The 25,513-nt window shown below is 44.5% G+C and carries 24 protein-coding genes; 14 read left to right on the top strand and 10 right to left on the bottom strand.

Translation table 11 applies throughout. The features are described 5' to 3' along the window. Window positions 1-14: 14 nt before the first annotated feature. The 4 genes from prfB to xerD all read right to left on the bottom strand — a co-directional run bounded on the left by prfB (window position 15) and on the right by xerD (window position 4,766). A protein-coding gene (gene prfB, locus L4D05_RS19010; protein ID WP_265676420.1) for a peptide chain release factor 2 occupies window positions 15-1,113 on the bottom strand; the annotation gives its coding sequence in 2 pieces (ribosomal slippage) (window positions 15-1,037 and window positions 1,039-1,113; 1,098 coding nt in all). A 104-nt stretch (window positions 1,114-1,217) separates the two neighbouring features. Beyond that, a complete protein-coding gene (recJ, locus tag L4D05_RS19005) occupies window positions 1,218-2,957 on the bottom strand; it encodes a single-stranded-DNA-specific exonuclease RecJ (RefSeq protein WP_428754576.1) in 1,740 nt (579 codons plus the stop codon). A gap of 37 nt (window positions 2,958-2,994) precedes the next feature. Then, window positions 2,995-3,783, bottom strand: coding sequence for a bifunctional protein-disulfide isomerase/oxidoreductase DsbC (gene dsbC, locus L4D05_RS19000; protein ID WP_428754575.1), 789 nt, complete (start codon window positions 3,781-3,783; stop codon window positions 2,995-2,997). A gap of 74 nt (window positions 3,784-3,857) precedes the next feature. Continuing rightward, complete coding sequence (xerD, locus tag L4D05_RS18995; protein WP_390902956.1) at window positions 3,858-4,766, bottom strand: site-specific tyrosine recombinase XerD; 909 nt, start codon at window positions 4,764-4,766, stop codon at window positions 3,858-3,860. A 156-nt stretch (window positions 4,767-4,922) separates the two neighbouring features. On the opposite strand from xerD, the gene fldB reads away from it, so the two are divergent. Further along, a complete protein-coding gene (gene fldB, locus L4D05_RS18990; RefSeq protein WP_428754614.1) occupies window positions 4,923-5,441 on the top strand; it encodes a flavodoxin FldB in 519 nt (172 codons plus the stop codon). 126 nt (window positions 5,442-5,567) lie between these two features. Here the strand turns inward: fldB and brnQ are convergent, their stop codons facing one another. After that, window positions 5,568-6,878 carry a branched-chain amino acid transport system II carrier protein gene (gene brnQ, locus L4D05_RS18985; RefSeq protein WP_428794939.1) on the bottom strand — a complete coding sequence of 437 codons (1,311 nt, stop codon included), beginning with the start codon at window positions 6,876-6,878 and terminating at the stop codon, window positions 5,568-5,570. A gap of 296 nt (window positions 6,879-7,174) precedes the next feature. Here brnQ and L4D05_RS18980 point away from each other — a divergent pair, with 296 nt between their 5' ends. Together L4D05_RS18980 and srmB are read left to right on the top strand one after the other, a co-directional pair. Further along, window positions 7,175-7,897 carry a tRNA1(Val) (adenine(37)-N6)-methyltransferase gene (locus L4D05_RS18980; RefSeq protein ID WP_428754572.1) on the top strand — a complete coding sequence of 241 codons (723 nt, stop codon included), beginning with the start codon at window positions 7,175-7,177 and terminating at the stop codon, window positions 7,895-7,897. A gap of 95 nt (window positions 7,898-7,992) precedes the next feature. Beyond that, window positions 7,993-9,222, top strand: coding sequence for an ATP-dependent RNA helicase SrmB (gene srmB, locus L4D05_RS18975; protein ID WP_265676424.1), 1,230 nt, complete (start codon window positions 7,993-7,995; stop codon window positions 9,220-9,222). Between the two features lie 85 nt (window positions 9,223-9,307). Here the strand turns inward: srmB and yaaA are convergent, their stop codons facing one another. Beyond that, window positions 9,308-10,081, bottom strand: a complete 774-nt coding sequence (yaaA, locus tag L4D05_RS18970) for a peroxide stress protein YaaA (RefSeq protein ID WP_428754570.1) — start codon at window positions 10,079-10,081, stop codon at window positions 9,308-9,310. Window positions 10,082-10,194: 113 nt separating this feature from the next. Further along, window positions 10,195-11,637, bottom strand: coding sequence for an alanine/glycine:cation symporter family protein (locus L4D05_RS18965; protein ID WP_428754569.1), 1,443 nt, complete (start codon window positions 11,635-11,637; stop codon window positions 10,195-10,197). Between the two features lie 702 nt (window positions 11,638-12,339). Between L4D05_RS18965 and L4D05_RS18960 the strand changes: the two genes are divergently transcribed. The 10 genes from L4D05_RS18960 (at window position 12,340) to L4D05_RS18915 (ending at window position 21,965) form a co-directional block, all read left to right on the top strand. Beyond that, on the top strand, window positions 12,340-12,525 hold the full coding sequence (locus L4D05_RS18960) for a DUF3545 family protein (RefSeq protein ID WP_250617504.1): 186 nt from the start codon (window positions 12,340-12,342) through the stop codon (window positions 12,523-12,525). 218 nt (window positions 12,526-12,743) lie between these two features. After that, window positions 12,744-13,664: a helix-turn-helix domain-containing protein gene (locus tag L4D05_RS18955; protein WP_428794938.1), complete on the top strand. Its 921-nt coding sequence runs from the start codon at window positions 12,744-12,746 to the stop codon at window positions 13,662-13,664. A gap of 122 nt (window positions 13,665-13,786) precedes the next feature. Further along, window positions 13,787-15,928 carry a TonB-dependent siderophore receptor gene (locus L4D05_RS18950; RefSeq protein ID WP_428794937.1) on the top strand — a complete coding sequence of 714 codons (2,142 nt, stop codon included), beginning with the start codon at window positions 13,787-13,789 and terminating at the stop codon, window positions 15,926-15,928. Window positions 15,929-16,025: 97 nt separating this feature from the next. Continuing rightward, the gene (locus L4D05_RS18945; protein WP_428794936.1) at window positions 16,026-16,748 is read left to right on the top strand and encodes a siderophore ferric iron reductase; all 723 of its coding nucleotides are present in this window, start codon (window positions 16,026-16,028) and stop codon (window positions 16,746-16,748) included. A 312-nt stretch (window positions 16,749-17,060) separates the two neighbouring features. Then, the gene (locus L4D05_RS18940; RefSeq protein WP_428754565.1) at window positions 17,061-17,828 is read left to right on the top strand and encodes a DUF3450 domain-containing protein; all 768 of its coding nucleotides are present in this window, start codon (window positions 17,061-17,063) and stop codon (window positions 17,826-17,828) included. After that, complete coding sequence (locus L4D05_RS18935) at window positions 17,828-19,171, top strand: MotA/TolQ/ExbB proton channel family protein (protein WP_428754564.1); 1,344 nt, start codon at window positions 17,828-17,830, stop codon at window positions 19,169-19,171. The genes L4D05_RS18940 and L4D05_RS18935 overlap by 1 nt, the downstream gene beginning before the upstream one ends. Beyond that, window positions 19,161-19,754 carry a MotA/TolQ/ExbB proton channel family protein gene (locus L4D05_RS18930; RefSeq protein WP_428794935.1) on the top strand — a complete coding sequence of 198 codons (594 nt, stop codon included), beginning with the start codon at window positions 19,161-19,163 and terminating at the stop codon, window positions 19,752-19,754. Before L4D05_RS18935 ends, L4D05_RS18930 begins: the two co-directional genes overlap by 11 nt. Continuing rightward, complete coding sequence (locus tag L4D05_RS18925) at window positions 19,751-20,155, top strand: ExbD/TolR family protein (protein WP_428794934.1); 405 nt, start codon at window positions 19,751-19,753, stop codon at window positions 20,153-20,155. The genes L4D05_RS18930 and L4D05_RS18925 overlap by 4 nt, the downstream gene beginning before the upstream one ends. Next, the gene (locus tag L4D05_RS18920) at window positions 20,155-20,781 is read left to right on the top strand and encodes an energy transducer TonB (protein ID WP_428794933.1); all 627 of its coding nucleotides are present in this window, start codon (window positions 20,155-20,157) and stop codon (window positions 20,779-20,781) included. Before L4D05_RS18925 ends, L4D05_RS18920 begins: the two co-directional genes overlap by 1 nt. Further along, entirely contained in the window at window positions 20,778-21,965 is a 1,188-nt protein-coding gene (locus tag L4D05_RS18915; protein WP_428794932.1) for a tetratricopeptide repeat protein, read from the top strand. Before L4D05_RS18920 ends, L4D05_RS18915 begins: the two co-directional genes overlap by 4 nt. 83 nt (window positions 21,966-22,048) lie before the next feature. On the opposite strand, the gene L4D05_RS18910 is transcribed toward L4D05_RS18915, so the two are convergent. The 3 genes from L4D05_RS18910 to nfo form a co-directional block, all read right to left on the bottom strand. Further along, window positions 22,049-22,600, bottom strand: coding sequence for a hemerythrin domain-containing protein (locus L4D05_RS18910; RefSeq protein WP_428794931.1), 552 nt, complete (start codon window positions 22,598-22,600; stop codon window positions 22,049-22,051). 86 nt (window positions 22,601-22,686) lie between these two features. Continuing rightward, complete coding sequence (gene ung, locus L4D05_RS18905; protein WP_428794930.1) at window positions 22,687-23,373, bottom strand: uracil-DNA glycosylase; 687 nt, start codon at window positions 23,371-23,373, stop codon at window positions 22,687-22,689. A gap of 351 nt (window positions 23,374-23,724) precedes the next feature. Then, on the bottom strand, window positions 23,725-24,576 hold the full coding sequence (gene nfo / locus L4D05_RS18900) for a deoxyribonuclease IV (RefSeq protein ID WP_428754560.1): 852 nt from the start codon (window positions 24,574-24,576) through the stop codon (window positions 23,725-23,727). 369 nt (window positions 24,577-24,945) lie between these two features. Between nfo and grcA the strand changes: the two genes are divergently transcribed. After that, the gene (gene grcA / locus L4D05_RS18895; RefSeq protein WP_428754559.1) at window positions 24,946-25,323 is read left to right on the top strand and encodes an autonomous glycyl radical cofactor GrcA; all 378 of its coding nucleotides are present in this window, start codon (window positions 24,946-24,948) and stop codon (window positions 25,321-25,323) included. Window positions 25,324-25,513: the final 190 nt, after the last annotated feature.

Here is a 25,513-nt window from a genome sequence, read left to right as displayed (position 1 = left end):
AAGTTGCTAAAAGCTTACAGACCTGATTTCAGGCTAGCTTCGATAAATTTGTCTAAATCACCATCAAGAACCGCTTGTGTATTACGGTTCTCAACGCCTGTTCTTAAATCTTTAATTCGAGAGTCGTCCAATACGTATGAGCGTATTTGGCTGCCCCATCCAATATCTGATTTCGCATCTTCGTTCGCTTGTTTTTCAGCGTTCTGCTTGTGGACTTCTAACTCAAACAGTTTCGCTCGAAGCTGCTTCATCGCTTGATCTTTGTTCTTATGCTGAGAACGATCATTTTGACACTGAACCACGGTATTGGTTGGTACGTGGGTAATACGCACCGCAGATTCTGTGGTATTGACGTGCTGACCACCCGCGCCAGACGCGCGGTATACGTCGATACGAAGATCAGAAGGATTAATGTCGATCTGAATGTTGTCATCAATCTCAGGATAGATAAACGCAGAAGCAAAAGAGGTATGACGTCGGCCACTTGAGTCAAATGGTGATTTACGAACAAGGCGATGCACACCCGTTTCAGTCCGTAGCCAGCCGTATGCGTATTCCCCGCTAATACGGACCGTCGCCCCTTTCAAACCAGCCACATCACCGTCAGACACTTCAATGACTTCCGTCTTAAAGCCCTTGGCTTCCGCCCAACGCAAGTACATGCGCAGCAGCATTGATGTCCAATCTTGTGCCTCAGTACCACCAGAACCCGATTGTAAATCGATATAACAATCAGACGCATCGTGGTCACCAGCAAACATACGACGGAACTCAAGCTTTTCAAGCTTAGCTTCGAGCTCAGCCAATTCTGGCTCAATTTCGTCAAAGGTTTCTTGGTCTTCTTCTTCAACCGCAAGCTCGAGTAATCCAGCAACATCCTCAACCCCTTGGTCAAGTATATCGATAGTTTCTACGATCGCTTCAAGTGATGAACGCTCTTTGCCCAACGCTTGTGCGCGCTCTGGCTCATTCCATACATCCGGTTGTTCTAATTCTGCGTTAACTTCTTCTAGACGCTCTTTCTTGGCATCATAGTCAAAGATACCCCCTCAGGATATTCGTGCGCTCGGTCACGTCCTGTAGGCGGTTTTTAATAGGATTGATTTCAAACATATTCGCTCAGCATTTATGAGTAGAATTTAACCGAAGAATTCTACTCAAAAATGTGATGAAGATACAGAAAAATATCGATTTAGCTTGCGGTTTTAAAAGAGCCTCTATCGAGGCTCAATATGATCCACCATGAGCTGCAGAGATTGATTTCCACGGAACTCATTAATGTCCAACTTGTAGGCGAGTGTCACCGTTTTTACCGACGCATCAGGCCAGCGACGTAAATCCACATTAAAAGCAATGGCATCCAACATAATATTGGTGCCAAAGCCTTTATGCATAGGCTCAACCATTAGCTTCAAATGCTTCTCGCCCACCAGTTTTTGATGCAGAACTTTAAACTCACCATCAAAAATAGGCTCAGGGAAAGCTTGCCCCCACGGTCCACCAGCACGCAGTGTTTCCGCTGTATGCATGGAGAATTCCTCTGGTGACAATTCACCATCCGATAAAATCACCCCCTTTAACGCCGTTTCACCAAGCTCATCACGAACAATTTGATCAAATAGCTGACTGAAACGTTCAAAGTCTTTCTCTTGAATCGTTAAACCTGCCGCCATAGCATGGCCGCCAAACTTGGCAATTAGACCCGGATTTTGTGTGTCGATACGGTCAAGAGCATCACGCATGTGCAAACCTGGGATTGATCGGCAAGAGCCTTTAATGGTTCCCTCACCACCGTCGGCAAATGCAATCACTGGGCGATGGAATTTATCTTTTATTCGTGATGCTAGAATGCCAATGACGCCTTGATGCCAATCTCGTTGAAATAACGCTAAACCATAAGGCATAGTGGCTTTATCGCTGATCTGAAGACGCTCACAAAAAGCCAGCGCTTCTTGCTTCATGCCCTCTTCGATTTCTTTTCGAGTTTGGTTCAATCCATCCAATTCACTGGCCATGCGTCTCGCCGCATGGATGTTGTCACTCATTAAAAGTTCAACACCAAATGACATGTCATCGAGTCGACCCGCAGCATTAATTCGGGGGCCAAGCGCAAAACCAAAATCCGTTGCCACTAACTTTCTAGGATCTCTTTTGGCAATTTCAATCAAGGCTTGAATACCCGGTCTCGCTTTACCAGCGCGGATACGCTGCAAACCTTGATGAACTAGTATCCGGTTATTTTTATCCAGCGGTACCACATCAGCAACCGTGCCCAACGCAACCAAGTCAATAAGCTCCATAAGTTTAGGCTCTGCCATGCCTTGCGAGGCAAACCAATTTTGCTTTCTCATTGCAACGCACAACGCCATCATCAAATAAAAAGCAACGCCGACTCCCGCTAGCGCCTTAGAAGGGAAGCTGCACTCATTGAGGTTAGGGTTAACCATTGCGTCTACTTCAGGAAGCTCACCACCAGGAAGGTGATGGTCAGTAACAATCACTTGTAGCCCTTTCTCTTTCGCGTATTTCACACCCGAAATCGATGAAACCCCGTTATCCACCGTCATAATGACTTCAGCACCGATCTCTAATACTTGATCGACGACTTCTGGGCTCAAACCGTAGCCATCTTCAAATCGGTTCGGCACTAAATAGTCTACGTTACGGCTACCAAGCATGCGCAGTGCCAATACTGACAACGCTGAACTCGTCGCTCCATCAGCGTCGAAGTCTCCCACGACGATAATGCGCTTTTGCTCGCGAATCGCTTGAAACAGCAGCTCTACTGCCTTATCAATACCCGCTAGCTCAGTGTAAGAATGTAACCCCTTAGCGGCTTTTTCTAATTCTCCTAGGTTGGAAATACCACGAGAAAGATACAAGCGTCTAAGAATTTCAGGAATCGTCTCAGGCAACGCAGAGACATCGACAGGATCGCGACGTTGAATTTCTATCATAAAATCAAAAGGGCTCAATAATGAGCCCATTTCCTAATTATTTTTTAATGCTTTCAAGGCGTTTAAGAAGATCAGCAGGCGGTAAATACCCTCCCACCATTTCACCATTCGGTAAGAAAATAGCCGGTGTGCCGCTAATGCCTAACTCACGACCTAAATTATAATGTGTCGCGATCGTGGCTTTACATTGGGTCAAATCCCCATCAAAGCTTGGTTGTTTGCGGTTAACCTTTGCGTCATGCATAGCGGTATTTGGATTCTCATCACACCAGATCTTTGCCATATTTTCAGCAACTTGACCATTAGCCCCCTCACGAGGATACGCTAAATAACGCACAGTGATACCTAAGTCGTTATAACCCTGCATCTGACTGTGTAGTCGTACACAATAACCACAGGTAATGTCGGTGAAGATGGTTACGGCGTATTTCTCATCATCCGCTTTATACTCAATCATGCTATCGCGATATTGAGCGATTTTCTCTGCATTCAGCGGTGCTTGGCGCTCAGCAATGATGTCTTTGTAGTTGCCATCTTTATCCAATGCATACAAGGTCCCTGCAATAAAGTGGTCACCATTTGGTGAGGTGAACAACACCCCACCTTCCGTACGAACTTCCATCAAGCCATTAATATCAGACGGTACAATCTCAAGTACTTCAATACCAATCTTAGCAAAACGAGACGTAATGGCAGCCTCATCGGCAGACACTGTTGCCGCGACTTCAACCTTCGCTGGCTGTGAAGTTGGTTGAGATTCTTCTGCACCACAAGCGGTGACAAAGAAAGGAAGAGAAAAAAGAGTCAAACAGCGCATTACGCTCATTAAAGTCACCATAATTTCAAAAATATAGAGTTTTATACGGTTTTCGAACGTGAAAAACGTTCAAAAAGGTAAAATTAAGCCCTTGGATGATGCTGGCTATGAATGTTTTTCAACCTTTCAGTTGCAACATGAGTATAAATTTGTGTGGTTGATAAGTCACTATGTCCTAACAACATCTGTACGACACGTAAATCAGCCCCATAGTTCAATAGGTGCGTCGCAAACGCGTGTCTCAGCACATGTGGTGAGAGTAGCTCAGTATCAATGCCCGCTAATACAGCATAGTACTTTATCCGATGCCAGAATGTTTGCCGCGTCATTTGCTTAGCTCGCTTACTGGGGAAAACCACATCGGAGGTTTTCTCTCCAAGTAAGTCTGGTCGCCCATTTTCAATAAATTCACCAATCCAATCAATAGCGTTTTCCCCCATTGGAACCAATCTTTCTTTATTTCCTTTACCGACGACACGAACCACCCCTTGCCGAAGGCTGATATTCTCCATAGTGAGACTGACGAGCTCAGTAACACGAAGCCCTGTCGCGTACAGTAACTCCAACATGGCTTTATCACGAAGCTCTAGTGGGTTATTCAAGTCCGGAGCATCAAGAAGCGCCGTCACCTGATCTTCCGATAAATCCTTAGGAAGACGTTTGGGCAACTTAGGGCTAATAAGTAGCGCGGTAGGATCATCAGCACGCAATTTTTCACGATGGATATATTGAAATAGACGACGAATGGCAGACAGCATCCGAGCTCGAGAGCTTTGATGATAATCTTGGTCAACTAGCCATGTTTGGTATTCTTGTAAACCCGAGAAGCTGATGAATTGCAGTTTATAGTGATGCTTATTCATCCAAACCAGTAATTTGATAAGGTCATTTCGATACGACGACAACGTATTCTCAGCTAACCCTCTCTCCATCCACATTGAGTCCAAAAATTGCTCGACCAACCCTTGGTCTTGAATATTGACGTCACTCACAGCAACCTCTTGTATGTTTATACAGTACAAAAACAGAATATTCGACTTAAGGTGAGAATGCCAATAAAACTCAATAAATCCTCGATAACCGCTGCAACGCTAAGCAAATTAGAGGTAGAATCCGATACAACAGACTCACAAACCATGCGAACGATTATGAAAATAGGACTATTTTACGGCTCATCGACTTGCTACACCGAGATGGCATCAGAGAAGATACGCGATATTATTGGCCCAGATATCGTTGATATATTTAATGTAAAAGATACCCCTATTTCGCAAATGAGCGACTATGATTTACTTATCTTAGGGATCTCTACATGGGATTTTGGTGAACTCCAAGAAGACTGGGGCGGGATATGGGATCAAATCGCTGGCGTATCACTAAAAGGCAAGTACGTCGCGCTGTTCGGACTCGGCGATCAAGAAGGCTATGGCGAGTGGTATCTGGATGCGATGGGAATGCTTCATGATGAACTCAAACCCACCGGCGCTAACTTTATTGGCTATTGGCCGAATGTGGGTTATGAATTTGAAGCATCTAAAGCCCTCATTGACAACAATAGTAAATTTGTCGGCTTAGCCCTCGACGAAGACTCACAATATGAACTAAGTGATGAACGGATTGCAACTTGGTGTGAGCAAATTCTATTAGAGTACCAAGCCTCGTTATAAGCCGATACTCACCTAACTACAGTGTAGTGTTGCGCGCTATATTGAAACGACCAGTGACGGTATAAAATGAAATAAAAAACGGCACACAAGGTGCCGTTTTTAGTGCTAACTATTAAGCTGCTTTGACTATGCAGTTTCTTCCGTCAACTCATCAGCACTACGACCAATAAAGCCCATACAAATGATAGCGGCGGTTGTTGGTAGTACCCACCCCATGCCAACACTGAACAATGGCAATACGTTAAAGAACGAAACATCAAGGCCAGCGACTTTAGCTGCATCAATTAGCGCAAACGCCAACGACACTAAAATCACGACTCGATAAGCTAGCTTAGGGTTTGGCAAGAATTTGCGTACAAATGTCAATGCAACCAAGGCTATCGCAACAGGATAAAGGGCAAATAACACCGGAACTGACAACGAAATAAGTTGAGCAAGACCAATATTCGCAACGAGTGCACAAGCAGCACCAAGAATAACAACCCACTTCTTATAAGTGACTGAAGTAATGGTACTAAAGTAGTCAGAACAAGCTGAAATGAGGCCAATAGCTGTTGTCAAACAAGCAAGCAATACAATAACCGAAAGTACGATTTGTCCATACGGACCGAACAGCGCTTGGACATACTGGCTTAACACGGCACCACCATTATCCGCGCCCGCAGCAACGGTTGCGCTTGTCGCACCAAGATAAAACAGCGAAATGTATACAAATGCCAAACCCGCAGCGGCAATGAAAGCGGCATTGATCAAGTACTTCGTTGTCGCACTTTGCTCAGTGATGCCCTTTTTACGTAACGCATCAACAATCAGCATACCAAACATCAAAGAGCCGAAGGTATCCATGGTGTTATAACCTTCAAGGAAACCGGTTGTTAATGGTTGTGTCGCGTAGTCACCAACAGGCGCAATCATCTCACCTTGCGGGTCAACAAATACTGCGACAGCAAGAATAATCAGCCCCACAAAGAGCGCAGGCGTCAGTACCTTACCAATGACATCAATCAACTTGCCTTGTGACCATGCAAAACACATAGCAACAGCAAAAAACAAAATAGAGAACACCGTTAGGTGTATTTGCGTCGCTTCCAAAAAGAATGGACGAATCGCCATTTCATACGCTACTAGGCCGGTACGCGGCGCAGCAAATGCAGGACCAATGATGATAAAGATAAGCACTGCAATTAACATAGCTGCACGCTTGGGAAGATCTTTAGTCAGGTGCTCCCAAGAGCCCCCAGCAACTGCGACAGCAATAATGGTAATAAGAGGCAGACCTACCGCAGTGAGAAGAAAACCCGTCATTGCAGGTAACAAGTTCTCACCTGCTAGCTGACCAGCAAGAGGGGGAAATATAATGTTGCCCGCACCTAGAAAAAACGCAAACAGCATAAAGCCGACTGCTATAATATCTGTTGTTTTTAAGCTCTGATTCACAGATATACCCCTATAAGTTAATGTTGTGTGTTATCGAGAAAATCGTTGTTTCCTCGTATAATTTAGGGCGGCATGATGACGAATAGGCTTAGGATTAGCAATAGAGTCAGAAAAAAACACTACATTAATTTACAGAACTAAGACGAAAGCAGTTTGTTTCACCAGCTTTAATTAAAAAGCCAGTATATAATCTCGATCATTTATCAAAACAATATAAGCACAATCAGAACATATATCCATACAAATAATTAACAATAGATTAATTCACTCAATAGCAATCGATTAACCATATAATCATGACATCTAAAACCAGTAAAATAAAAAGCTTTGCATTCAAGCAGTTCAAGATCCATTCAGGTGGAGCAGGTATGCCTGTCAGCACCGACGGCGTGATGCTTGGTGCATGGGCAACGTTCCAACATGCTGACCCAATCCTTGATATTGGCGTCGGTACCGGACTGCTAACATTAATGCTGGCTCAGCGTTATCCTGAAGGGGTGATCCACGCCATTGACATCGAAGACAGTGCAATCAAAGACGCCAGCAACAATGTTGAACACTCGCAATGGCAAGAGCGAATTCATATCATTAAGGGGGACATTCTTAACCATAACTTTGAACACGCATTTTCTGGCATTATCTGTAATCCTCCTTACTTTAATTCTGGCGAGCAAGCCGCACTCCAGCAAAGAGCCACTGCCCGACATACCTCTAGCCTCAATCATACCGAGCTGCTGTCGCGCTGCTATCAGCTGCTCAACAACGACGGTGAAGCCAGCTTTATCCTGCCGATTACAGAGGGAGAGCAATTCATCACAATCGCTCAAAATAAGGGATGGTTTCTCAGCCGACGCTGCTTAGTTCGTCCGACACAAACAAAGCCAATAAACCGAGTTCTTTTCACATTACGCAAACAAGAAATCGCTACCATCGAAGAGCAATTAGTCATTCATAGTCCTCATGGAGGCTATTCTGACGCCTTTATTCAGCTAACTGGTGACTTTTACCTTAAAATGTAAGTGCGCTTAGCGAGCGTTTGAGTATAATAGCCGCCCTACTTTTCCTGTGTCGTATTTTTGAGCAGGTACACCCTCAGTCTTGTGGAGACACGATAGTGATCAGAACATTCGCCGAATTAGATTTAGACCCAATCCTTTTAGAAGCGATTGAAGACATGGGCTATGAGCGCCCTACTCAGGTTCAGGCAGAAGCCATTCCACAAGCTTTAGAGGCAAAAGACATCTTGGCATCCGCTCCAACAGGAACGGGTAAAACGGCTTCTTTTGCGATCCCTGCTATACAGTACCTGCTTGACTTTCCAAGAAAGAAAGCCGGACCTGCACGTATTCTTGTGTTAACACCAACACGTGAACTTGCGATGCAAGTAGCTGAGCACACTAAAGCTCTGGCAAAGAATACACATCTAAAAGTGGCGACCATTACTGGTGGAGTCACATACGACACTCACGCAGATACACTGGCACAAACGCAAGATATCGTAGTAGCAACTCCAGGTCGTCTAATGGAATATATCGAAGCAGAACGCTTTGATTGTCGCGCTATTGAGTGGCTAGTTCTTGATGAAGCGGATCGCATGCTTGATATGGGCTTTGGGCCAACGGTTGATCGCCTATCGGCAGAATGTCGCTGGCGTAAGCAAACACTGCTATTTTCAGCGACACTGGAAGGCCGTGGTGTAGAAGGGTTTACGACTGATCTTCTAAAGAACCCAGCAGAAATTAAAGCAGAGCCGTCTTTACGTGAACGAAAAAAAATCACGCAATGGTACCACCGTGCCGATACAGCTGAGCACAAACTCACTTTGCTTAAGCACATTTTAACCGAGCAAGCTGAGCGTACCATTGTATTTTTGAAAACACGTGAACGTCTTGCCGATCTTCGCCAACAACTTGATAGTGCTCAAATTCCTTGTGCCTGGATCCAAGGTGAAATGCCACAAGATCGCCGTAATAACGCTATCAGCCGATTCAAAGATGGCTCAGTCAACGTACTGCTTGCCACTGATGTCGCAGCGCGTGGTATTGACCTTCCAGATGTGTCACACGTGATCAACTACGACTTACCTCGTACTGCAGATGTTTACTTACACCGTATTGGCCGTACTGCTCGCGCAGGCAAGAAAGGCATCGCGATTTCTATTGTCGAAGCACACGATCAGCCAATGATGGAACGCGTAGCTCGCTACACCAGCGAAACCATCAAAGAGCGCTTCATCGACGGACTTCGTCCTACGCACAAAAAGCCAACGTTCAAGAAAAAGAAGAAAGTGAAAAAAGACGACAAGAAAAAGACCGTCAAGAAAAAAGCAGCGAAAAAGAAGTAACTCGCGCTTAGAACCGTACTTTTGAAAAAAAATGCCCCACTCATGAGTGGGGCATTTTTTATAATCAGACTCGAAATGGTTTAAATCACTGCTCCTCGCGCTTAAACACCAATTCATTTGCCGTTGATTCATCCGCAACAAAGTAATAACCAGCGACATCAAAATTCTGTAGGGCTTCAACGGAATCGATTTGGTTATCAATGATGTATCGAGCCATCATTCCGCGCGCTTTTTTCGCGTAAAAGCTAATCACTTTGTATTGGCCATTTTTGCAATCTTTAAACACAGGAGTCACCACCTGAGTGTTTAATTGCTTAACTTTTACCGCTTTAAAATACTCATTGGAAGCTAAATTAACTAAAACGTCACTCTCATGCTCGGCCAGTGCTTGATTTAATTTATCCGTAATGAGACTTCCCCAAAACTGGTATAAATTGCTACCACGCTCATTGGCCAACTTCGTTCCCATCTCTAGGCGATAAGGCTGCATCAAATCCAAAGGTTTTAATAACCCATATAGACCCGATAGCATACGCAAATGCGTTTGAGCGTAGTCAAAATCCGCTTCTGACATACTTGCTGCATCCAACCCGGTATACACATCCCCTTTAAATGCAAGAATAGCTTGGCGTGCATTCTCTGTCGTGAAGTTTGTTTGCCATTGCTCAAAGCGTGCGACATTCAGCCCTGCAATCTTGTCGCTCACCTTCATCAGCGCCGAAACATCAGCAGGCGTCAGCTTACGGCATACCTCAATCAATTGAGCAGATTGCTCGATAAACTCCGGCTGTGTGTAACGTTCCGTCGCCAAGGGCGATTCATAGTCCAGCGTCTTCGCTGGTGAGACAACAATTAGCATAACTTTACTCTTATCATGATTATTTGTTCCTAGTATAAAAAAAGCCACGCCTGATCTTCAATGAAATCATGCGTGGCTTATTCTATTTCTGAGATAGAAGGAAACTATTAAGGCTATTTCACCGTTTTGTCCGCTTTCGTGTTATCCCAAATCCCAGGCTCTAACTGAGACTTTAATTCTGGGTAATCGTTAGCATCAAACGTTGGAACCTTACCCGCTTTAAGCTGTTGGTTGTAATCTTTGGCCAACTTAACCACGATACCCGACAACAAAATTATCGCCACCAAGTTAACCAGAGCCATCAAGCCCATAGAAACATCTGCTAATGCCCAAATCATAGGTAGCGTTGCGACTGAACCAAACAACACCATAGCAAGCACGACAAGACGGAATAGACCAAGGCCCGCTTTATGATTGTGCTCTAAGAAAATCAGGTTTGTTTCCGCGTACGAGTAGTTAGCAATGATTGAAGTAAAGGCGAAGAAGAAAATCGCTACCGCAATGAAAATTCCGCCCCAATCGCCCACTTGTGAGCTCAATGCACGCTGCGTCAATTCAATACCAGTCACTTCACCATGAGGGACGTATTCGCCAGACATTAAAATGATAGCAACTGTTGCAGAACAGATAACAATAGTATCGGTAAAGACACCCAACATCTGAACATAACCCTGTGACGCTGGATGCGGAGGGTATGGCGTAGCTGACGCTGCAGCGTTAGGAGCCGAACCCATACCCGCTTCGTTTGAGAACAGTCCGCGCTTAATACCTTGAATCATGGCTTGTGCAATGGCATAGCCCACACCACCAGCCGCTGCTTCTTGAAGGCCAAAAGCACTCTTGAAGATGTAGGCAAGGATTTCTGGCACTTTTTCGATGTTCATGAACACCACGTAAAAGGCAAGTAACAAGTAAGCTAGCGCCATGATAGGTACAATCAATTCAGCCGTACGAGCAATTTTACGAATGCCACCAAAGATGACAAACGCGGAAATCAAGGCAATGAAGATACCTACATACAAAGGATCAAAACCAAAGGCTGTTTGCATCGCATTTGCAATAGCATTCGCTTGAACCGCATTGAACACTAGACCAAATGCAATAATTAGGAAGACAGAGAACAATACCCCCATCCAGCGCATGCCCAAGCCTTTTTCCATATAGTAAGCTGGACCACCACGATAATTACCATCGTCATCACGCGTCTTATAAAGCTGAGCAAGCGTACTTTCTGCAAACGCTGTTGCCATACCAAGCATGGCAATCAACCACATCCAGAAAATCGCACCCGGTCCACCAAAGGTTAAGGCAACGGCAACACCTGCCATGTTACCCGTACCAACACGTGCCGCTAAACTAGTACAAAGTGCTTGAAAAGATGAGATACCAGCAGCGTCGGATTTACGACTGTTTTTCAGCACACTGAACATGTGGCCGAAATGGCGGAACTGAATGAACCCAAGGCGAACTGTAAAATAGATCCCTACGCCTACGAGCAGATAAACCAGAATCGATCCCCAAAGAAGATCATTCATTAAACTAATAATGTCTGTCACTTTAAAACCTCTTTTAAAATTAGAGCGCCGCCAGCACATCCTGTGCTAACTAAGTTGCTGAGGTTATACCCATCCGTGTGGTTTTGATTAATTTACTGTTTTTCACGGCAACTTAGCTTGTATTTCTCACCTATTGGGAACGGAATACAAATCGACATATCATTTGACGGAGCGGATTTTGCAGGGATGCTCGATAAAAATCAATACGCAATTAGATTGACATCAAAGGTATTTTTCACTGAACCATCACGTTCCCTTAACACTAACCGTAACAATTGCATTACCAGCAACCCCCATTTAATCTTCCTTACGATAACAACTAGTAATCATAGCAATGAAAACGGATCTTACCGCACCATTCACGGGTAAACCTTTGTTCATCAGACGTGGAGGCGTATTTATAGAATGGAATGCTTTTTAATCATTCTTGTCGAATGAGAATGTTTCTCGTAGAACCTTGTGTCCCTTAATTAACTCTCAGTGGACTCACGTTAACAATCATCGCTAACTAATTCTTTTTCATTATTTGAATCAAACGGTCATTTTTTAATCTACATATGGAATTAAAACTGTGAGATTGAGTTCAGTTTGGCATAAAACATTCATACTAAAGAAACAAATGAGAAATAAATCAAAGTTATTCTGCCTAGGAGTATGGTACTTAAAAGTCTCCGTGAGGAGATAAATACTAAGAGGTAGCTTATGGATGGCTTTGAACTAAACGATATAATGGAAATGGATGCTCCCCGGACTCGAGCATCTCGATCAAAACCACTAAAGCGTAAATGGCGCGAAATAGAAGCAATAAAAGACAAACGACGTTTACAAAAAGAACTCAACGATATGGATATCGGACTTGATTTCGCATACGAAGATATCAAGCTTTAACTCACCTAATTTTCAGTGATTGAGGAGCCTGAACCCTATTCACTGGACTTAAAATAGCGCCCTCAATAGAGGGCGTTACCTTGCCTACCACCCCTACCTATCCGATAAAAGCTGAACACGCTCCCATGAATGGAGCTCATCAAACTCGTACATTTATTCGACGACTGGTATCAAAAGTGCCAAAATGCCTGCATCTAGCCACCGAGTAAGCACATACTATGGTCTCCAAACGAAAACCGATTCACCTCAATCGCGTTGAAAAAGTGGTTGAGTACATCAATCACAATTTGGATAAGCCATTAACCGTCGCAGAACTTGCCAGCATTAGTTGCTGGTCTCGCTGGCAACTCCAACGCGTCTTTCAAGAGCAAACAAAACAGAACATCGCTCAATATGTTCGCCAACAGAAGCTTAGCCGCGCAGCTGAACACCTTCTGTCCAACGAAAGTAAGATCACCGATATCGCTTTGCAGTTTGGCTTTAACTCAGAGGTCAGTTTTAGCCGCGCATTTAAACAGCTTTTTTCTGTTTCACCACGACAATACAAACAGCAAGGTATTCTAAAGGGCATCCGCTTACCCTTAGTCATGAGTCCTGAACTGCCGCTTGAGCAAAGTGCTAGCCAGATCGTGCGCATCGAAACTCGCGCGGCCAGTACTTTTTGGGGCATGCATGCCCCCATCGATACCATTTACTCCATAGACCCCCAATATAGCACTCAAGTTGCACATATTTGGCGTCAGTTTGCCCAAGCAACACTTGGTCATCGCCAACACTCTGAAGCTGTATTTGGCATTATTGACACCATTCATCCTCTTCCCGAAAGCCAACTCATATACTGGGCGAGCTGTGAGCAAGCTACACTTAATGCTCAGCAATTAGAGCATGCCAAAGCACATATGGAGCAATTAAGCATTCCAGAGCAAACCTATGCGGTCATCACGCATATCGGTCCCATTGCAAACTTCCCTAAAACATTAGAGTGGGTACTTAACCATTGGTTACCCGCTTCAGGTTTTCATGGAGAAGAAGGTTATGAACTTGAATACTACCCCAATCATTACAATCCATTGAACTTAGATGCTCAAATGGAATTCTGGCTGCCCATTTGCCCCGCCACTATCAAAGCACACCTTTAATCGCAGACATTATCAATAAAACTTGCACCAAATTGTTAAGTATCACAGAATCACACGCGATAGAATGAAAATGAAACTAATTATCAATCACATTCACAACTCGTTAAATAAATTCTTTGATTATGTTAAAAACAAAAATATCCCCAATAGCAGTAATGGTATCCATAGTGTTGTCTTCACCAAGCGTTTTGGCGACAACATCAAATTCAGAATCTTCATCCACGACGACGGATGAACAAATGACCGTATTGGGGAAAACGTATCGTAATACGGCCACCAAAACGTCTTTATCACCAGAAGAAACCCCGCAGACGCTGAATGTGATTGAAAGCGAAGAAATGGAGCAGCGCGGGGTAAAATCAGTAATGCAAGCATTGCGTTATGCCCCTGGTGTTTCTACAGAAAACAAGGGTGGCGCAGTCGTATTCACTGACTTTGTTACTATTCGAGGATTTAGTTCTTCGCAAAATTACTATGATGGTTTGATGCTACCTGAATTGCCAGGATGGAATGCCAAGCCACAAATCGATCCTATTGCGATGGAACGTCTAGAGATTTTTAAAGGTCCAACATCGGTTCTTTACGGCTCTATGCCTCCGGGTGGCATGGTGAACATCATTGCAAAAGCACCAAGCTTTGAAGAAAAAACCAAAGTCAATGTCGCAACAGGTTTGAACAACCTAATGGAAGCTTCCATTGATAAAACAGGCGCTCTAAGCGACAACGTTTCTTATCGCCTGATCGCACTTGGTCGTAAAAAAGACGCGACAATTGATCACGTAAAAGAAGAACGTTACGTTTTTGCACCATCGGTGAACTGGAACGTTTCAGACAAAACACTGGTCAATTTCAACCTTTACTACCAAAATGATCCAAGTCTAGGCCAGAACGTTACCGTCCCTATCGAGGCGATTGAATCCGGAAAAATGTCCGCCTCTACTTTTGCAGGTGATACGAACTTTAATGAGCTTAAGCGCGAATTCGTTGTGGCTGGCTATAAAATTAACCATGAGTTCAACAACGATTGGACCTTCTTACAAAACTTCCGTTACACGGAAACTAAGTTCGATCAAAAAACGACGCAAAGCGCGGGTAGTGACGGGTTTAACGCCGCGACAGGTGAACTACAACGTACTGCCTATACGACAGATGAGCAATCTAAAGGTCTTAGTATTGATAACCAACTTTCTGGTTTTGTAAATACTGGAAGTGTCGATCATTACCTATTGTTTGGCATCGATTATCGCTCTGTCGAAGGAGATTCGGCCTATAACAGTTTTGGTAATGTCGATAGCATCAACCTATACAACCCAGATAATAGTAAACTTAACCCGAACGACTTCACCCCAGGTTATTACTCCAACACCGATGTTTCTATTAAACAGCTCGGCGGTTATTTTCAAGATCAAATGCTTGTTGATAACTGGGTTCTGATTGCCGGGGGCCGCTACGACGTAGTTGAGTCTAATACCGACAAATCAGAAAACGGCGGCGCTAAAAACAATACGACTTCACGTGCGAGCAACTTCTCGTATCGTGTCGGGGCTATGTATCAGTTCGACAATGGCATCTCTCCGTTTGCCAACTTCGCGACCAGCTTTGAACCAAACGCAAAAATTGACGCTAATGGCAAAAACCTTGAACCTGAAAAAGGCGAGCAAGTTGAAGCAGGTCTGAAATTTACCTCCTATGATTCAACCACAACGGCCTCAGCAGCTCTCTTCCACATCAAAAAGCAAAATGTAGGTGTGCGCCGAGATGGTAATGCACCATGGGAAGCTGTCGGCGAAGTTCGCTCTCAAGGCTTAGAACTAGAAGGGCGTTCAGCGATAAACGACAATCTCGATATTATCGCAAATTACACTTATACCGATATGGAAATCACTAAGGACGAAGACCAGGCAAACGTTGGTCAGAGCGCAATTTACGTCCCAGATCACGCAGCAAACCTTTGGGCTAACTACACCATGCACGAAGGCGTAATGCAGGGATTAAGAGTGGGTGGTGGGGTTCGATATGTCGGTAATACTGTATTGAACAATGGCACAACTAATTTAAATCAAGGCTCAGTCCCCTCTTATACGTTGGTCGATCTGTCTATTGGTTATGACCTTGGCCAGATAAGCAATAGTATGCAGGGCGCAACCGCAAACCTGATTGCTAACAACCTATTTAATCAAAAGTATTATAGCTGTTATAGCCAAAGCTATTGTTGGATGGGCCAACAACAAACCGTCGAGTTAAACGTCAAGTTCGACCTATAGCGGGCAAAGAGCCCCCTCCCTAGTTAAGCAGCACAATGTATTTGCGCTGCTTGCTTTTATTTACTCAGTTTGCTTATAGAAATCGAAGACTATGGCTATGACACATTCTCAAAAATTGCGGACGCTTACCGATATTTCCATACAAATATCTCCATTATTAGTACCGATTTTAAAGACTGCATCTATCATTGCTCCTCATCAAAACAGCCATGAACCACTAAACGCACTTTATCGATACTGGAAAGAGCACTACCCAGAAGCAGGGCAGATTTATTGGCTAACCAGAACCTGGACAATGCTGATTTGGCAACCTATCACCATTGCGCTTATTACTACTTATTACTCAGATTCCGTTCCAAAGATTAGCCGAATGAGACAAGGACTTAACCTTGATAATGGCATTGTGGGACACTTCGATTTCGCTTCTGAACAATGGCAAGAAGGCGATCAACATCAACGATTACTATTGGCTGCAACAGAACTCAAATCATTACTGACACAACTTGCTGAGCAATTTGACGATATCATTCGCATGAGCCCTAGCACCCGTGAAAAGCTTCTCGCTGACACCATCATGGAAATGCTACTTCGCGGCCTAAAACACATGGTCAACCGTCAATTACTCGCCAATAAACATCTACACCCTACCTTTGCTCATGAATTGCAGCACTGGCAACAGGCTCTTGATCTTCCAATCACAAGGTTTGGACGCTTAGATGTCACTCAAGAAGGGGATTATGTTATACAACGCCGAGCCTGCTGTATGCACTATCGCCGCCGTGACGGCAGCTACTGCCAAGGCTGTCCGCAAAAAAAATAGCGCTCATTACCCAGATGGCTTTTATTTCATCATGATATTCAAGCAACAACGAAAATAGTGGTATTTTTTTACATCAAATTGATTAAGAGATAACAAATGATAACTCATATCAATATCATTTAGACTGTATTTCTTACATGAGTTGCAATACAATAAGCGCGCTTAAAAAGCGCATAAAGGTAGTACAGCACCTCTAACGCGCCGTGCTTGATAGCGCGATTAAATAGACAGACTCACCAAGCCTATTGAGTGTGTTTGCCATCAGAATTCAATTAAACAACTGGTACTTTCTAGTAGAAGAAGGCTCTTGAAATGAACAAAACGCTCGTTCGCGCCGCATTGTGCACCCTCCCTCTGCTCCTTAGCAGTGGGCAGACGTTTGCCAACGACCTCAACAATGCAAGAAATGTTGAGGCTCAGACCATTACTCAAGGCGCGCAAAGCCAACAACGAATCAACAAAAGTAGTGATAAAGCGTTTGAACTTAAGTCGGAAATCGCGGCACTGGAACAAGAAGTCTCCAACTTGGAAGTTTACCAGCGTCACCTACAATCAGTGGTGGATAACCAACAGCAAGAGCTATCGAGCATCGAAACACAATTAGTTCAGATCAACGATACCCGTCAAGGTGTTGTCCCTCTGATGTACAAGATGTTAGCTGGCCTTGAACAGCACATTCAGCAAGACAAGCCGATTCGTATCGATGCTCGCCTCGCCCGCTTAGATGAACTCAAATCTCTGATGCCGCAAGCTGATGTCAGTGATGCCGAAAAATATCGTCGTATCTTAGAAGCTTACCAAATTGAAATGGATTACGGCATCAAGCTAGGCAGCTACCGTTCACGAATCGATGTGGGCAGTAGCATAGAAGCAGAACAGCTTTACCTTGGGCGCCTATCGCTCGTCGCTCGTAGCCTAGACAGAAATCAGTACTGGTCATGGGATCACGACAAAAAAGCGTGGGTGAATGTTGAAGCTTCGCTCTCATCCTATATCGACCAAGCGTTTGCAATTGCAAACAAACAAACGTCACCAACTTTAATGACGCTCCCTGTTTCTCTTGCTAAGGATCCGAGCTAATGCGTTACCTAACTTTATTGATCGCCCTATTCACAGTTAGCTTCTCACCACTGACCCTTGCAGCAGGCACACTCACCAGCGAAGCAAAAACGGCGCAGCAACAAGAGAAGCAGCATAACGCATCGCGTGAAGCCAAATTTAAGCAAGAGCAGCAAGCGCTTTTAGCTAAGAAAAAGCAACTTGCCGAACGCAAAGCGCAACTAGATGCGGCCATTACTTCGCTCAGTGATCAGTTTTCAACCAATGAGAAAACATTAGCAGAGCAACAAAAGCAGCTTCACCTGCAAACGGGCAGTTTGGGTGAGCTTTTTGGTGTCGTCCGTCAATCAGCTAAAGAGCTTCAAGTCGAACTGAGCCGCTCTGTCGCCAACACAGAACAAACCCAACAACGTGCTGACATCGACACTATTGTGGCTGCGAAAACCTTGCCATCCATCCAAGAGCTAACCACGTTATGGCAAGCTTTTAACGCTCAAATTATTAGCAGCGGAACCTACGCGACTATCACGGTTCCATTCGTAACAGGCGCAGGTGAAGTCACGACTATTGACGCCGTACGATTAGGTAACTTCGCTCTACTTGCTAAACAAGGGCCGATTAACTGGGACGGGCAACTAGCCAGCGACTTCCCCCGCCTACCTGATAATGTATCTCGCTATGAGGACGCTAATAACATAGTCACTGGACAGACCGCCGTTATTATCGATCCAAGTCGTGGCGATATTTACCACCAACTGGCTGAAAACCCGACGCTTACCCAACGTTTTGAGCACGGTGGTGTCGTGGGTAAGATCATTGCAGGCCTATTCCTAATTGGTCTTGTCATTGCGCTTTATCGTGCCGTGGTACTCCTGCGCATCGAGCAACAAATTGGCAAGCAGCTAAAAACACCTGAAGCCCCAACAAATAACCCATTAGGTCGCGTTCTTAGCGTATATAACCACGATAAAAAGATGAATGTTGAAGCGCTTGAATTACGTCTTCTTGAATCAATAATGGACGAACAACAACACCTAGAGCGCGGTCTTAGTATGCTTAAATTGATTGCAGCACTCGCGCCAATGCTGGGATTACTTGGTACGGTAACTGGCATGATTGAAACGTTCCAAGTTATCACACAGTTTGGTAACGCCGAGCCTCGTGTCATGGCCGGAGGCATCTCCATGGCATTGGTGACAACCGTTCTCGGTTTGATTACCGCGATGCCACTGCTGCTAGCCCATAACTTATTGAGTTCAAAAGCTGACGCGATTCGCAATATTCTAGAGCGTCAAAGTGTTGGCCTTGTTGCTGAGCAGGCCGAAGTGCACTCGACCGAGCAGAGAGCGAGCTATGCTGCATAATTTGGCCCAATGGCTACCTGGCTCAGAACATCTGAGCCAATTTATGAATCAAGGCGGGCCTATTCTTTGGTGGCTCGCTGCGGTTGTTATCGTTTTTTGGATGGTCGCGTTTGAACGCGTACTCTACTTTTCTCGATACTTCCCACAGCAAAAGCGGGTTTGGACACAAAAGTGGTCTCAACGTAGTGACCACTTTTCATGGTATGCCCGCGCTCAGCGTGATGCCATACTTAGCGACGCTGAAAACCAATTAAAACAGCACCTCAACTTGCTAAAGTGCCTACTAGCGTTGTGTCCAATGCTCGGGTTACTGGGCACCGTAACCGGCATGATCACCGTATTTGATACCTTAGCAGCTCAAGGAAGTGCTCAGCCTCGCCTAATGGCGGCTGGCATTTCTATGGCAACGATCCCGACAATGGCAGGAATGGTCGCCGCACTTTCTGGAATGTTAGCTTTCTCTCGCATCCAAAAATGGAGCAACAAACATTTGTTCCAATTAGAACAATTACTGAGAAGTGACCAAAGCAAAGAGACTGACTTACACACGGTCACAGATAATCGCATAGGAAATACACAATGAGACTTGGCCACCGTAGAAAACAGCAAGAAGAAGCCAACATCGACATGACCTCGATGCTCGATATCGTTTTCATTATGCTGATCTTTTTCATTGTCACCAGCTCCTTCGTTCGAGAATCTGGCGTCGATGTGAACCGCCCGCAAGCCAGCCACGCGGTAAGCCAAAAAGACGCGGGAATTTTTGTCGCGATCACCGCCAGTAACGAGGTGTTCATTGATAAACGTCGCGTCGATGTTGAACGTGTACAAGCCACTATTGAGAAGCTTCTTCTCGAGCAACCTAGTGCGTCCATGGTCATTCAAGCAGACAAGCATGCCTTCAACGGTACCGTCGTACAGGTGATGGACAGTGCAAAAGGAGCTGGAGTAACCAAAATTGCTTTAGCAACGGAGAGCCGATAATGGTGCGCTTTTTATTAAGCATTCCTTTTGCGATCGCTTTCGCGTTCACGCTGTTTTCTTTAATGAGTTGGATGATAGACATTGGTCCTAAATCCAAGCCAGAAGAGTCTGCTCGCCTTAGCTATGACTTAGTGATGATTGAGCCGGAAAGTGAAACAGCACGACGTACACGCGTGCTTCCTGAACCACCAAAAATGCCGGCGACACCACCAGCGGCAGCCGTGGTCGAGCAGAGTTCACAGACCTCAACGGTACAGACACCTAGCACACCGCAGCTGCCGAATATTGCGATATCAACACAAGTGGCTGGTGTGGCGATGAATGCCCCAAGTGTGCCTGATATTGGTCGTAATCAGCAGGTCATGCCACTTCACCGTAAAGAGCCACGCTACCCTCGCCGCGCCATTCAACGAAATATGGAAGGCTATGTCGTGATGTCATTTACTATTGACGTTAATGGTCGCCCAACTGACATTAAAGTGGTTGAAGCCCAACCAAAGCGCATTTTTGAGCGCGAAGCCATGGTGGCTCTCAAGCAATGGAAATATCAGCCAATGGTCGTCAATGGCACCGCGCAACCACGAGTGGGTCAAACGGTTAAATTGGAGTTTAAATTAAACCAATGAACAAACTAATCTCGCATATTGGGCTGGTACTGGTTTGCAGCCTTTGGTTTGCCCCATCGGTCATCGCAAAACAAGAACTCGGGATGCGCACCGCAACGCAGGTCTCAAAAGCCTATTCGTTGGAGCAAGAAGACAAACTTGCCGATGCCATTGTCTTACTAGAGAAACTCAAGCCAAGCGCTAGCTATGACCAAGCTTACGTAGCAAGAATGCTCGGTATTTATTACTGGCAAGCAGAGAAAAGTGAACTGGCAATCAAACAGTTACAAATTGCCGTTAATACTGGCGCCTTTGCTGGTGAGCAAGGCTGGCAAACAGAACGAATGCTAGCTGAACTGTTATTATCAGAAACTAAGGCTGAACAAGCGCTTGTCCACTTTAACGCTCTAGCGAAATCAGCTGGCAGTATTGATATTCCTAAAGAACAGATAACAAACGTCTGGCTAAATACCGCCCGAAGTCACTACCTATTACAACAATGGACACCATTGCTGACGGCTATTAAGCAGTATCACAAGTTAGATCGTACTCCGAAGCTACAGCCACTAAGCTTACAGCTAAGTGCCGAGCTGCAACTGTCTCACTTAAAAAGCGCGATCATCACCAGTCAAAAACTGCTGGCTCTTCAGCCTAACAATACCATGTGGTGGCAGCAACTCAGCGCCCTATATATGCAGACTAAACAGTATAAACTGGCACTTGCGACATTAGTATCAGCGCAGCGAGCAGGCATTGATATGCCAGAATCGATGCAAGTAAGCATGGCACAATTGTATGCCCAACAAGGCATTCCGGAAAAGTCCGCTCACCTCTATTCTGAACTGCAAGTTAATGACACAGATATTGAAACCATCATCAAACAAGCGACACATTGGCAGATGGCAAGGGAATGGCACAACGCTCAGCGTTCATGGCAAGCCGCGGCGCGCTTAAATGCAAAATATTACCAACAGGTTTCGCGACTTGAACTTCAGCAAGGAGCATTTAATGCAGCCTTGGTATCACTGAGTAAAGTGAAAGGCATAAGCCTGCAAGAAAAACAGATTTTGCAAATACGAGCGTATGTTGGCTTGAAACAATATGAGACTGCTAAAAAACTCGCGCAAGCAGCACACAGAGAAAAACCTAGCACTCAAACCTCAGATTGGCTGGACTATCTAGACCAAATGACAGAGTCGCGGTAACGGCTGCAAACCTCTGTAAACCTCTGTAAACCATAAAAAATGGCACCATCACGGTGCCATTTCTATGAAAGTTCGAAAGCTAGCTACACACTCTCATAATCATTTTGTCTCACTCGCTCAGCAAGTTGCTTATACTGATCAGCAATGGTGTCACCAAATACCGGATCGTCATCCACTTCGGTCCACAACGCTTCGACCGCTTGCCAATCTGTCGTGGTAAACTTTTTCTCAATCAACGGCAGTACTGACTGCTCTTCAAGATCAAGATGTTGTTTTTGATTACGAATGAACTCCGCTAATTTAGTGGAAAAAATCTCATGAGGCACCACTGCATCTTGTAAAATCATCTCGACAATCGCAAGAAAATCATGAGTTTTATCCGACAACTCATGGTGCTCCAATTCAAGGTTTGAAATAGTGCTTTGCTGCCCATAATGATCAATAAAGTAACGATAGAGAATATCTTCTTTCGGGTGGTGTATCTTTTCAGAGTGCAACGTCAGATAGTCTACGATCTCTTTGATGAGTGAATAATTTACTGGTTCCTCACGTTCCAGCAGATGCAACTTACGATTCAGTATCGCGAGCAAACGAACCATATAGCCGTGCTCGCGCCTTATTCTTTCGATCATCATCGTCCTATCTCCCTTAAGTCCCTATTCTTAATAAGTGTATAAGAGATTTAGAAAGCGTGCTTTGACTATGCTCGAAAAATAGACAATTAGCCTTCACAACTAACAAGCTTAGGCTGCCAATCAATAGCGGTTTTACCCATATTTTTCAGCAGCATATTAGTTTGAGAAAAGTGCTGGCAGCCAAAAAATCCGCGCCGTGCAGAGAGAGGAGAAGGGTGTGGGGCGGTAAGCACATGATGGCGTTCACGATCAATCATCATACCTTTTTTCTGAGCATGCGCGCCCCAGAGTAGAAAGACAACGCCTTCACACTGTTGGTTAAGGGTATCCACAATATGATCGGTAAATACCTCCCAACCTGCTTTGGAATGAGAATGAGCAGCCCCTTGCTCGACAGTTAAGACCGTATTTAGCAGTAATACGCCTTGTTGTGCCCAGCTTTTTAAATAACCATGCGTAGGAATTTCAAACCCAGAGATATCCTCAGCCAATTCTTTATAGATATTGACCAGCGAAGGAGGCGTTTTCACACCGGGCAAAACGGAAAAGCACAAACCATGAGCCTGCCCCTGCCCATGATAAGGATCTTGGCCTAATATGACGACTTTAACCGCATCAAGCTCGGTCAGTTCGAAAGCATTAAACACGTCTTCTTCAGGTGGGTAAATAACCTTTCCCGCCTGTCTTTCTTGCGCAACGAAAGATAACGTCTGCTTAAAGTACGCTTGCTGATGTTGGCTTTCTATAACATCACGCCATGTTAGTGTCGTCACTCGTATTCCCCAGAATTTAAAACTCTGGGGAGTTTACCATTTCAAAAGTCACCATCTCTACTGATTTCACAACAGTAGCCTCGAACGTCGCGATTAATGACCTTTTTGCTGTGGCGTTCGAAAATGTCCCTGCCCTGTCACGTGGCGGTTTGGAACAGGATAGCGGCTTGCGCGCATGGCGTGGGGTTGGGAAGCGATAGATCGAGACATAATGGCACCTACTTATTCACACTACTTAAATTCACACTATTATTGTTGATGATTCGTTTTTCAGAATCACACTTTTATGCAACGTGCATGAAACTAAGTATGAAAGAAAGATGCCAAAGATCCATGTGATGATAAAAAAAATCAGTTTTTAATAGTAAATTGTCTCAATTGTTGGATTTCATCCACCCAGATCTCAGGCTCAATTGTCTCTAAAATCAACGGAATAGAATCAAACCTCTCATCTTGCATAATATACTCAAAACACGCCCAGCCGATCTCACCTTTACCTAAGGATTGGTGACGGTCAACACGATCTCCCAAAGCTATCTTTGAATCATTAAGGTGCATCGCGCGCAAATAGTGCATGCCAACCACCCTATCAAATTCCGAAAATGTTGAATGGCACGCTTGCTTGGTTCGTAAATCATAGCCCGCCGTAAAGGTATGGCAGGTATCAAGACAAACCCCAACACGGCTTTTATCCTCAACTTTATCAATAATGTGAGCAAGGTGTTCAAAGCGCCATCCTAAGTTAGTTCCTTGACCAGCCGTATTTTCAATCACAGCGACGACATTCGGAATGCGTCTGTGGGCAATATTTATCGATTCCGCTATCCGATCTAAACACACGTCCTCAGCTATCTTTTTCAAATGACTGCCAGGGTGGAAATTCAGAAGTGTTAAACCTAACTGCTCACAACGTGCCATCTCATCGACAAAGGCTTCTCGAGACTTTTCCAACTTATCCAACTCTGGTGCCCCTAAATTAATCAGATAAGAGTCATGTGGCAGTATTTGCTCAGGAAGAAAGCCATATTTACGGCACTCAAGCTTAAATCGGTTAATGGTCTCTTCGGTTAGCGGCTTTGCTACCCACTGTCTTTGATTTTTGGTAAACAGAGCAAAAGCATTAGCGCCAATTTCCGCCGCCCTTTGTGGCACATTATCTACCCCGCCTGCCGCCGACAGATGCGCCCCTATAAATTTATTCATACTTTAATAACCCGATCTATATCACATATTTAAAACTGTTATTTAGCGATCTTATACTTTCACATTTAACTATTGAAGCCCTTGTTTTCCGGTAATCTAGCGCATCCAATAAACCAAAATGTAGTTTTATTACTACATTTGGCGTTTAAAATAAATTTTAATGTATAAAATATTGTTTTAAGACTACTATTTAAGAGGGTTTGTTGATGTAGGTCAACAAAACAACCTTACTCTTATTAATGCTTTTTGTTGTAATTTGATCTAAATCAATACTAAAATACCCATTATTAGGTATATATAGCTCAGCTCAACAAAATTTGAAAAATAACACCACAACAATACCGCTTTAAAGTGGTTCAGGAGATAGTGATGATTCAAGGTATCCAAATTACTCAAGCAGCAAACGACGACCTACTAAATTCAATCTGGTTGCTTGACGGTGAAAAGAACGAAGCTCGCTGTGTTGCAGCAAACACAGGCTTTGAAGCAGACCAAGTCATTGCAATCAGTGACCTTGGCGAATACGAAAGCCGTGAAGTTGCGATTGAAACTGCGCCTCGCATTGAAGGTGGTCAACACCTCAACGTCAACGTTCTTAAGCGTGAAACGCTAGAAGACGCAGTTGCACACCCAGAGAACTATCCTCAGCTAACTATCCGTGTATCGGGTTACGCTGTACGTTTTAACTCTCTAACGACAGAGCAGCAACGTGACGTTATCGCTCGTACCTTTACTGAGTCTCTATAATTAAAGACGTCAAGTAAATGAATAGTCAAAACAGACGCTTCGGCGTCTGTTTTTTTATGCCTGTAGATAATCCTCTCTCGATACATCATCTCCTGATACAAAAAAACCTCCCGGAGGAGGTTTAAAGAAAACTCTAAAATAAACACCTGAGTCTTAGGAATGTCATCCCGCTAGGCAAGAATGATAAATA

This window comes from Vibrio nomapromontoriensis (assembly GCF_050337205.1).
Lineage (GTDB): Bacteria > Pseudomonadota > Gammaproteobacteria > Enterobacterales > Vibrionaceae > Vibrio > Vibrio nomapromontoriensis.
This window is presented reverse-complemented; position numbering and strand designations above follow the sequence as displayed.

Coding starts and splice junctions, on each gene's coding strand:
- recJ (WP_428754576.1), bottom strand. CDS start 2,957: ATGATAGAAATTCAACGTCGCGATCCTGTCGATGTCTCTGCGTTGCCT.
- dsbC (WP_428754575.1), bottom strand. CDS start 3,783: ATGAGCGTAATGCGCTGTTTGACTCTTTTTTCTCTTCCTTTCTTTGTC.
- fldB (WP_428754614.1), top strand. CDS start 4,923: ATGAAAATAGGACTATTTTACGGCTCATCGACTTGCTACACCGAGATG.
- L4D05_RS18980 (WP_428754572.1), top strand. CDS start 7,175: ATGACATCTAAAACCAGTAAAATAAAAAGCTTTGCATTCAAGCAGTTC.
- yaaA (WP_428754570.1), bottom strand. CDS start 10,081: ATGCTAATTGTTGTCTCACCAGCGAAGACGCTGGACTATGAATCGCCC.
- L4D05_RS18960 (WP_250617504.1), top strand. CDS start 12,340: ATGGATGGCTTTGAACTAAACGATATAATGGAAATGGATGCTCCCCGG.
- L4D05_RS18955 (WP_428794938.1), top strand. CDS start 12,744: ATGGTCTCCAAACGAAAACCGATTCACCTCAATCGCGTTGAAAAAGTG.
- L4D05_RS18950 (WP_428794937.1), top strand. CDS start 13,787: ATGTTAAAAACAAAAATATCCCCAATAGCAGTAATGGTATCCATAGTG.
- L4D05_RS18945 (WP_428794936.1), top strand. CDS start 16,026: ATGACACATTCTCAAAAATTGCGGACGCTTACCGATATTTCCATACAA.
- L4D05_RS18940 (WP_428754565.1), top strand. CDS start 17,061: ATGAACAAAACGCTCGTTCGCGCCGCATTGTGCACCCTCCCTCTGCTC.
- L4D05_RS18935 (WP_428754564.1), top strand. CDS start 17,828: ATGCGTTACCTAACTTTATTGATCGCCCTATTCACAGTTAGCTTCTCA.
- L4D05_RS18930 (WP_428794935.1), top strand. CDS start 19,161: ATGCTGCATAATTTGGCCCAATGGCTACCTGGCTCAGAACATCTGAGC.
- L4D05_RS18925 (WP_428794934.1), top strand. CDS start 19,751: ATGAGACTTGGCCACCGTAGAAAACAGCAAGAAGAAGCCAACATCGAC.
- L4D05_RS18920 (WP_428794933.1), top strand. CDS start 20,155: ATGGTGCGCTTTTTATTAAGCATTCCTTTTGCGATCGCTTTCGCGTTC.
- L4D05_RS18915 (WP_428794932.1), top strand. CDS start 20,778: ATGAACAAACTAATCTCGCATATTGGGCTGGTACTGGTTTGCAGCCTT.
- L4D05_RS18910 (WP_428794931.1), bottom strand. CDS start 22,600: ATGATGATCGAAAGAATAAGGCGCGAGCACGGCTATATGGTTCGTTTG.
- nfo (WP_428754560.1), bottom strand. CDS start 24,576: ATGAATAAATTTATAGGGGCGCATCTGTCGGCGGCAGGCGGGGTAGAT.
- grcA (WP_428754559.1), top strand. CDS start 24,946: ATGATTCAAGGTATCCAAATTACTCAAGCAGCAAACGACGACCTACTA.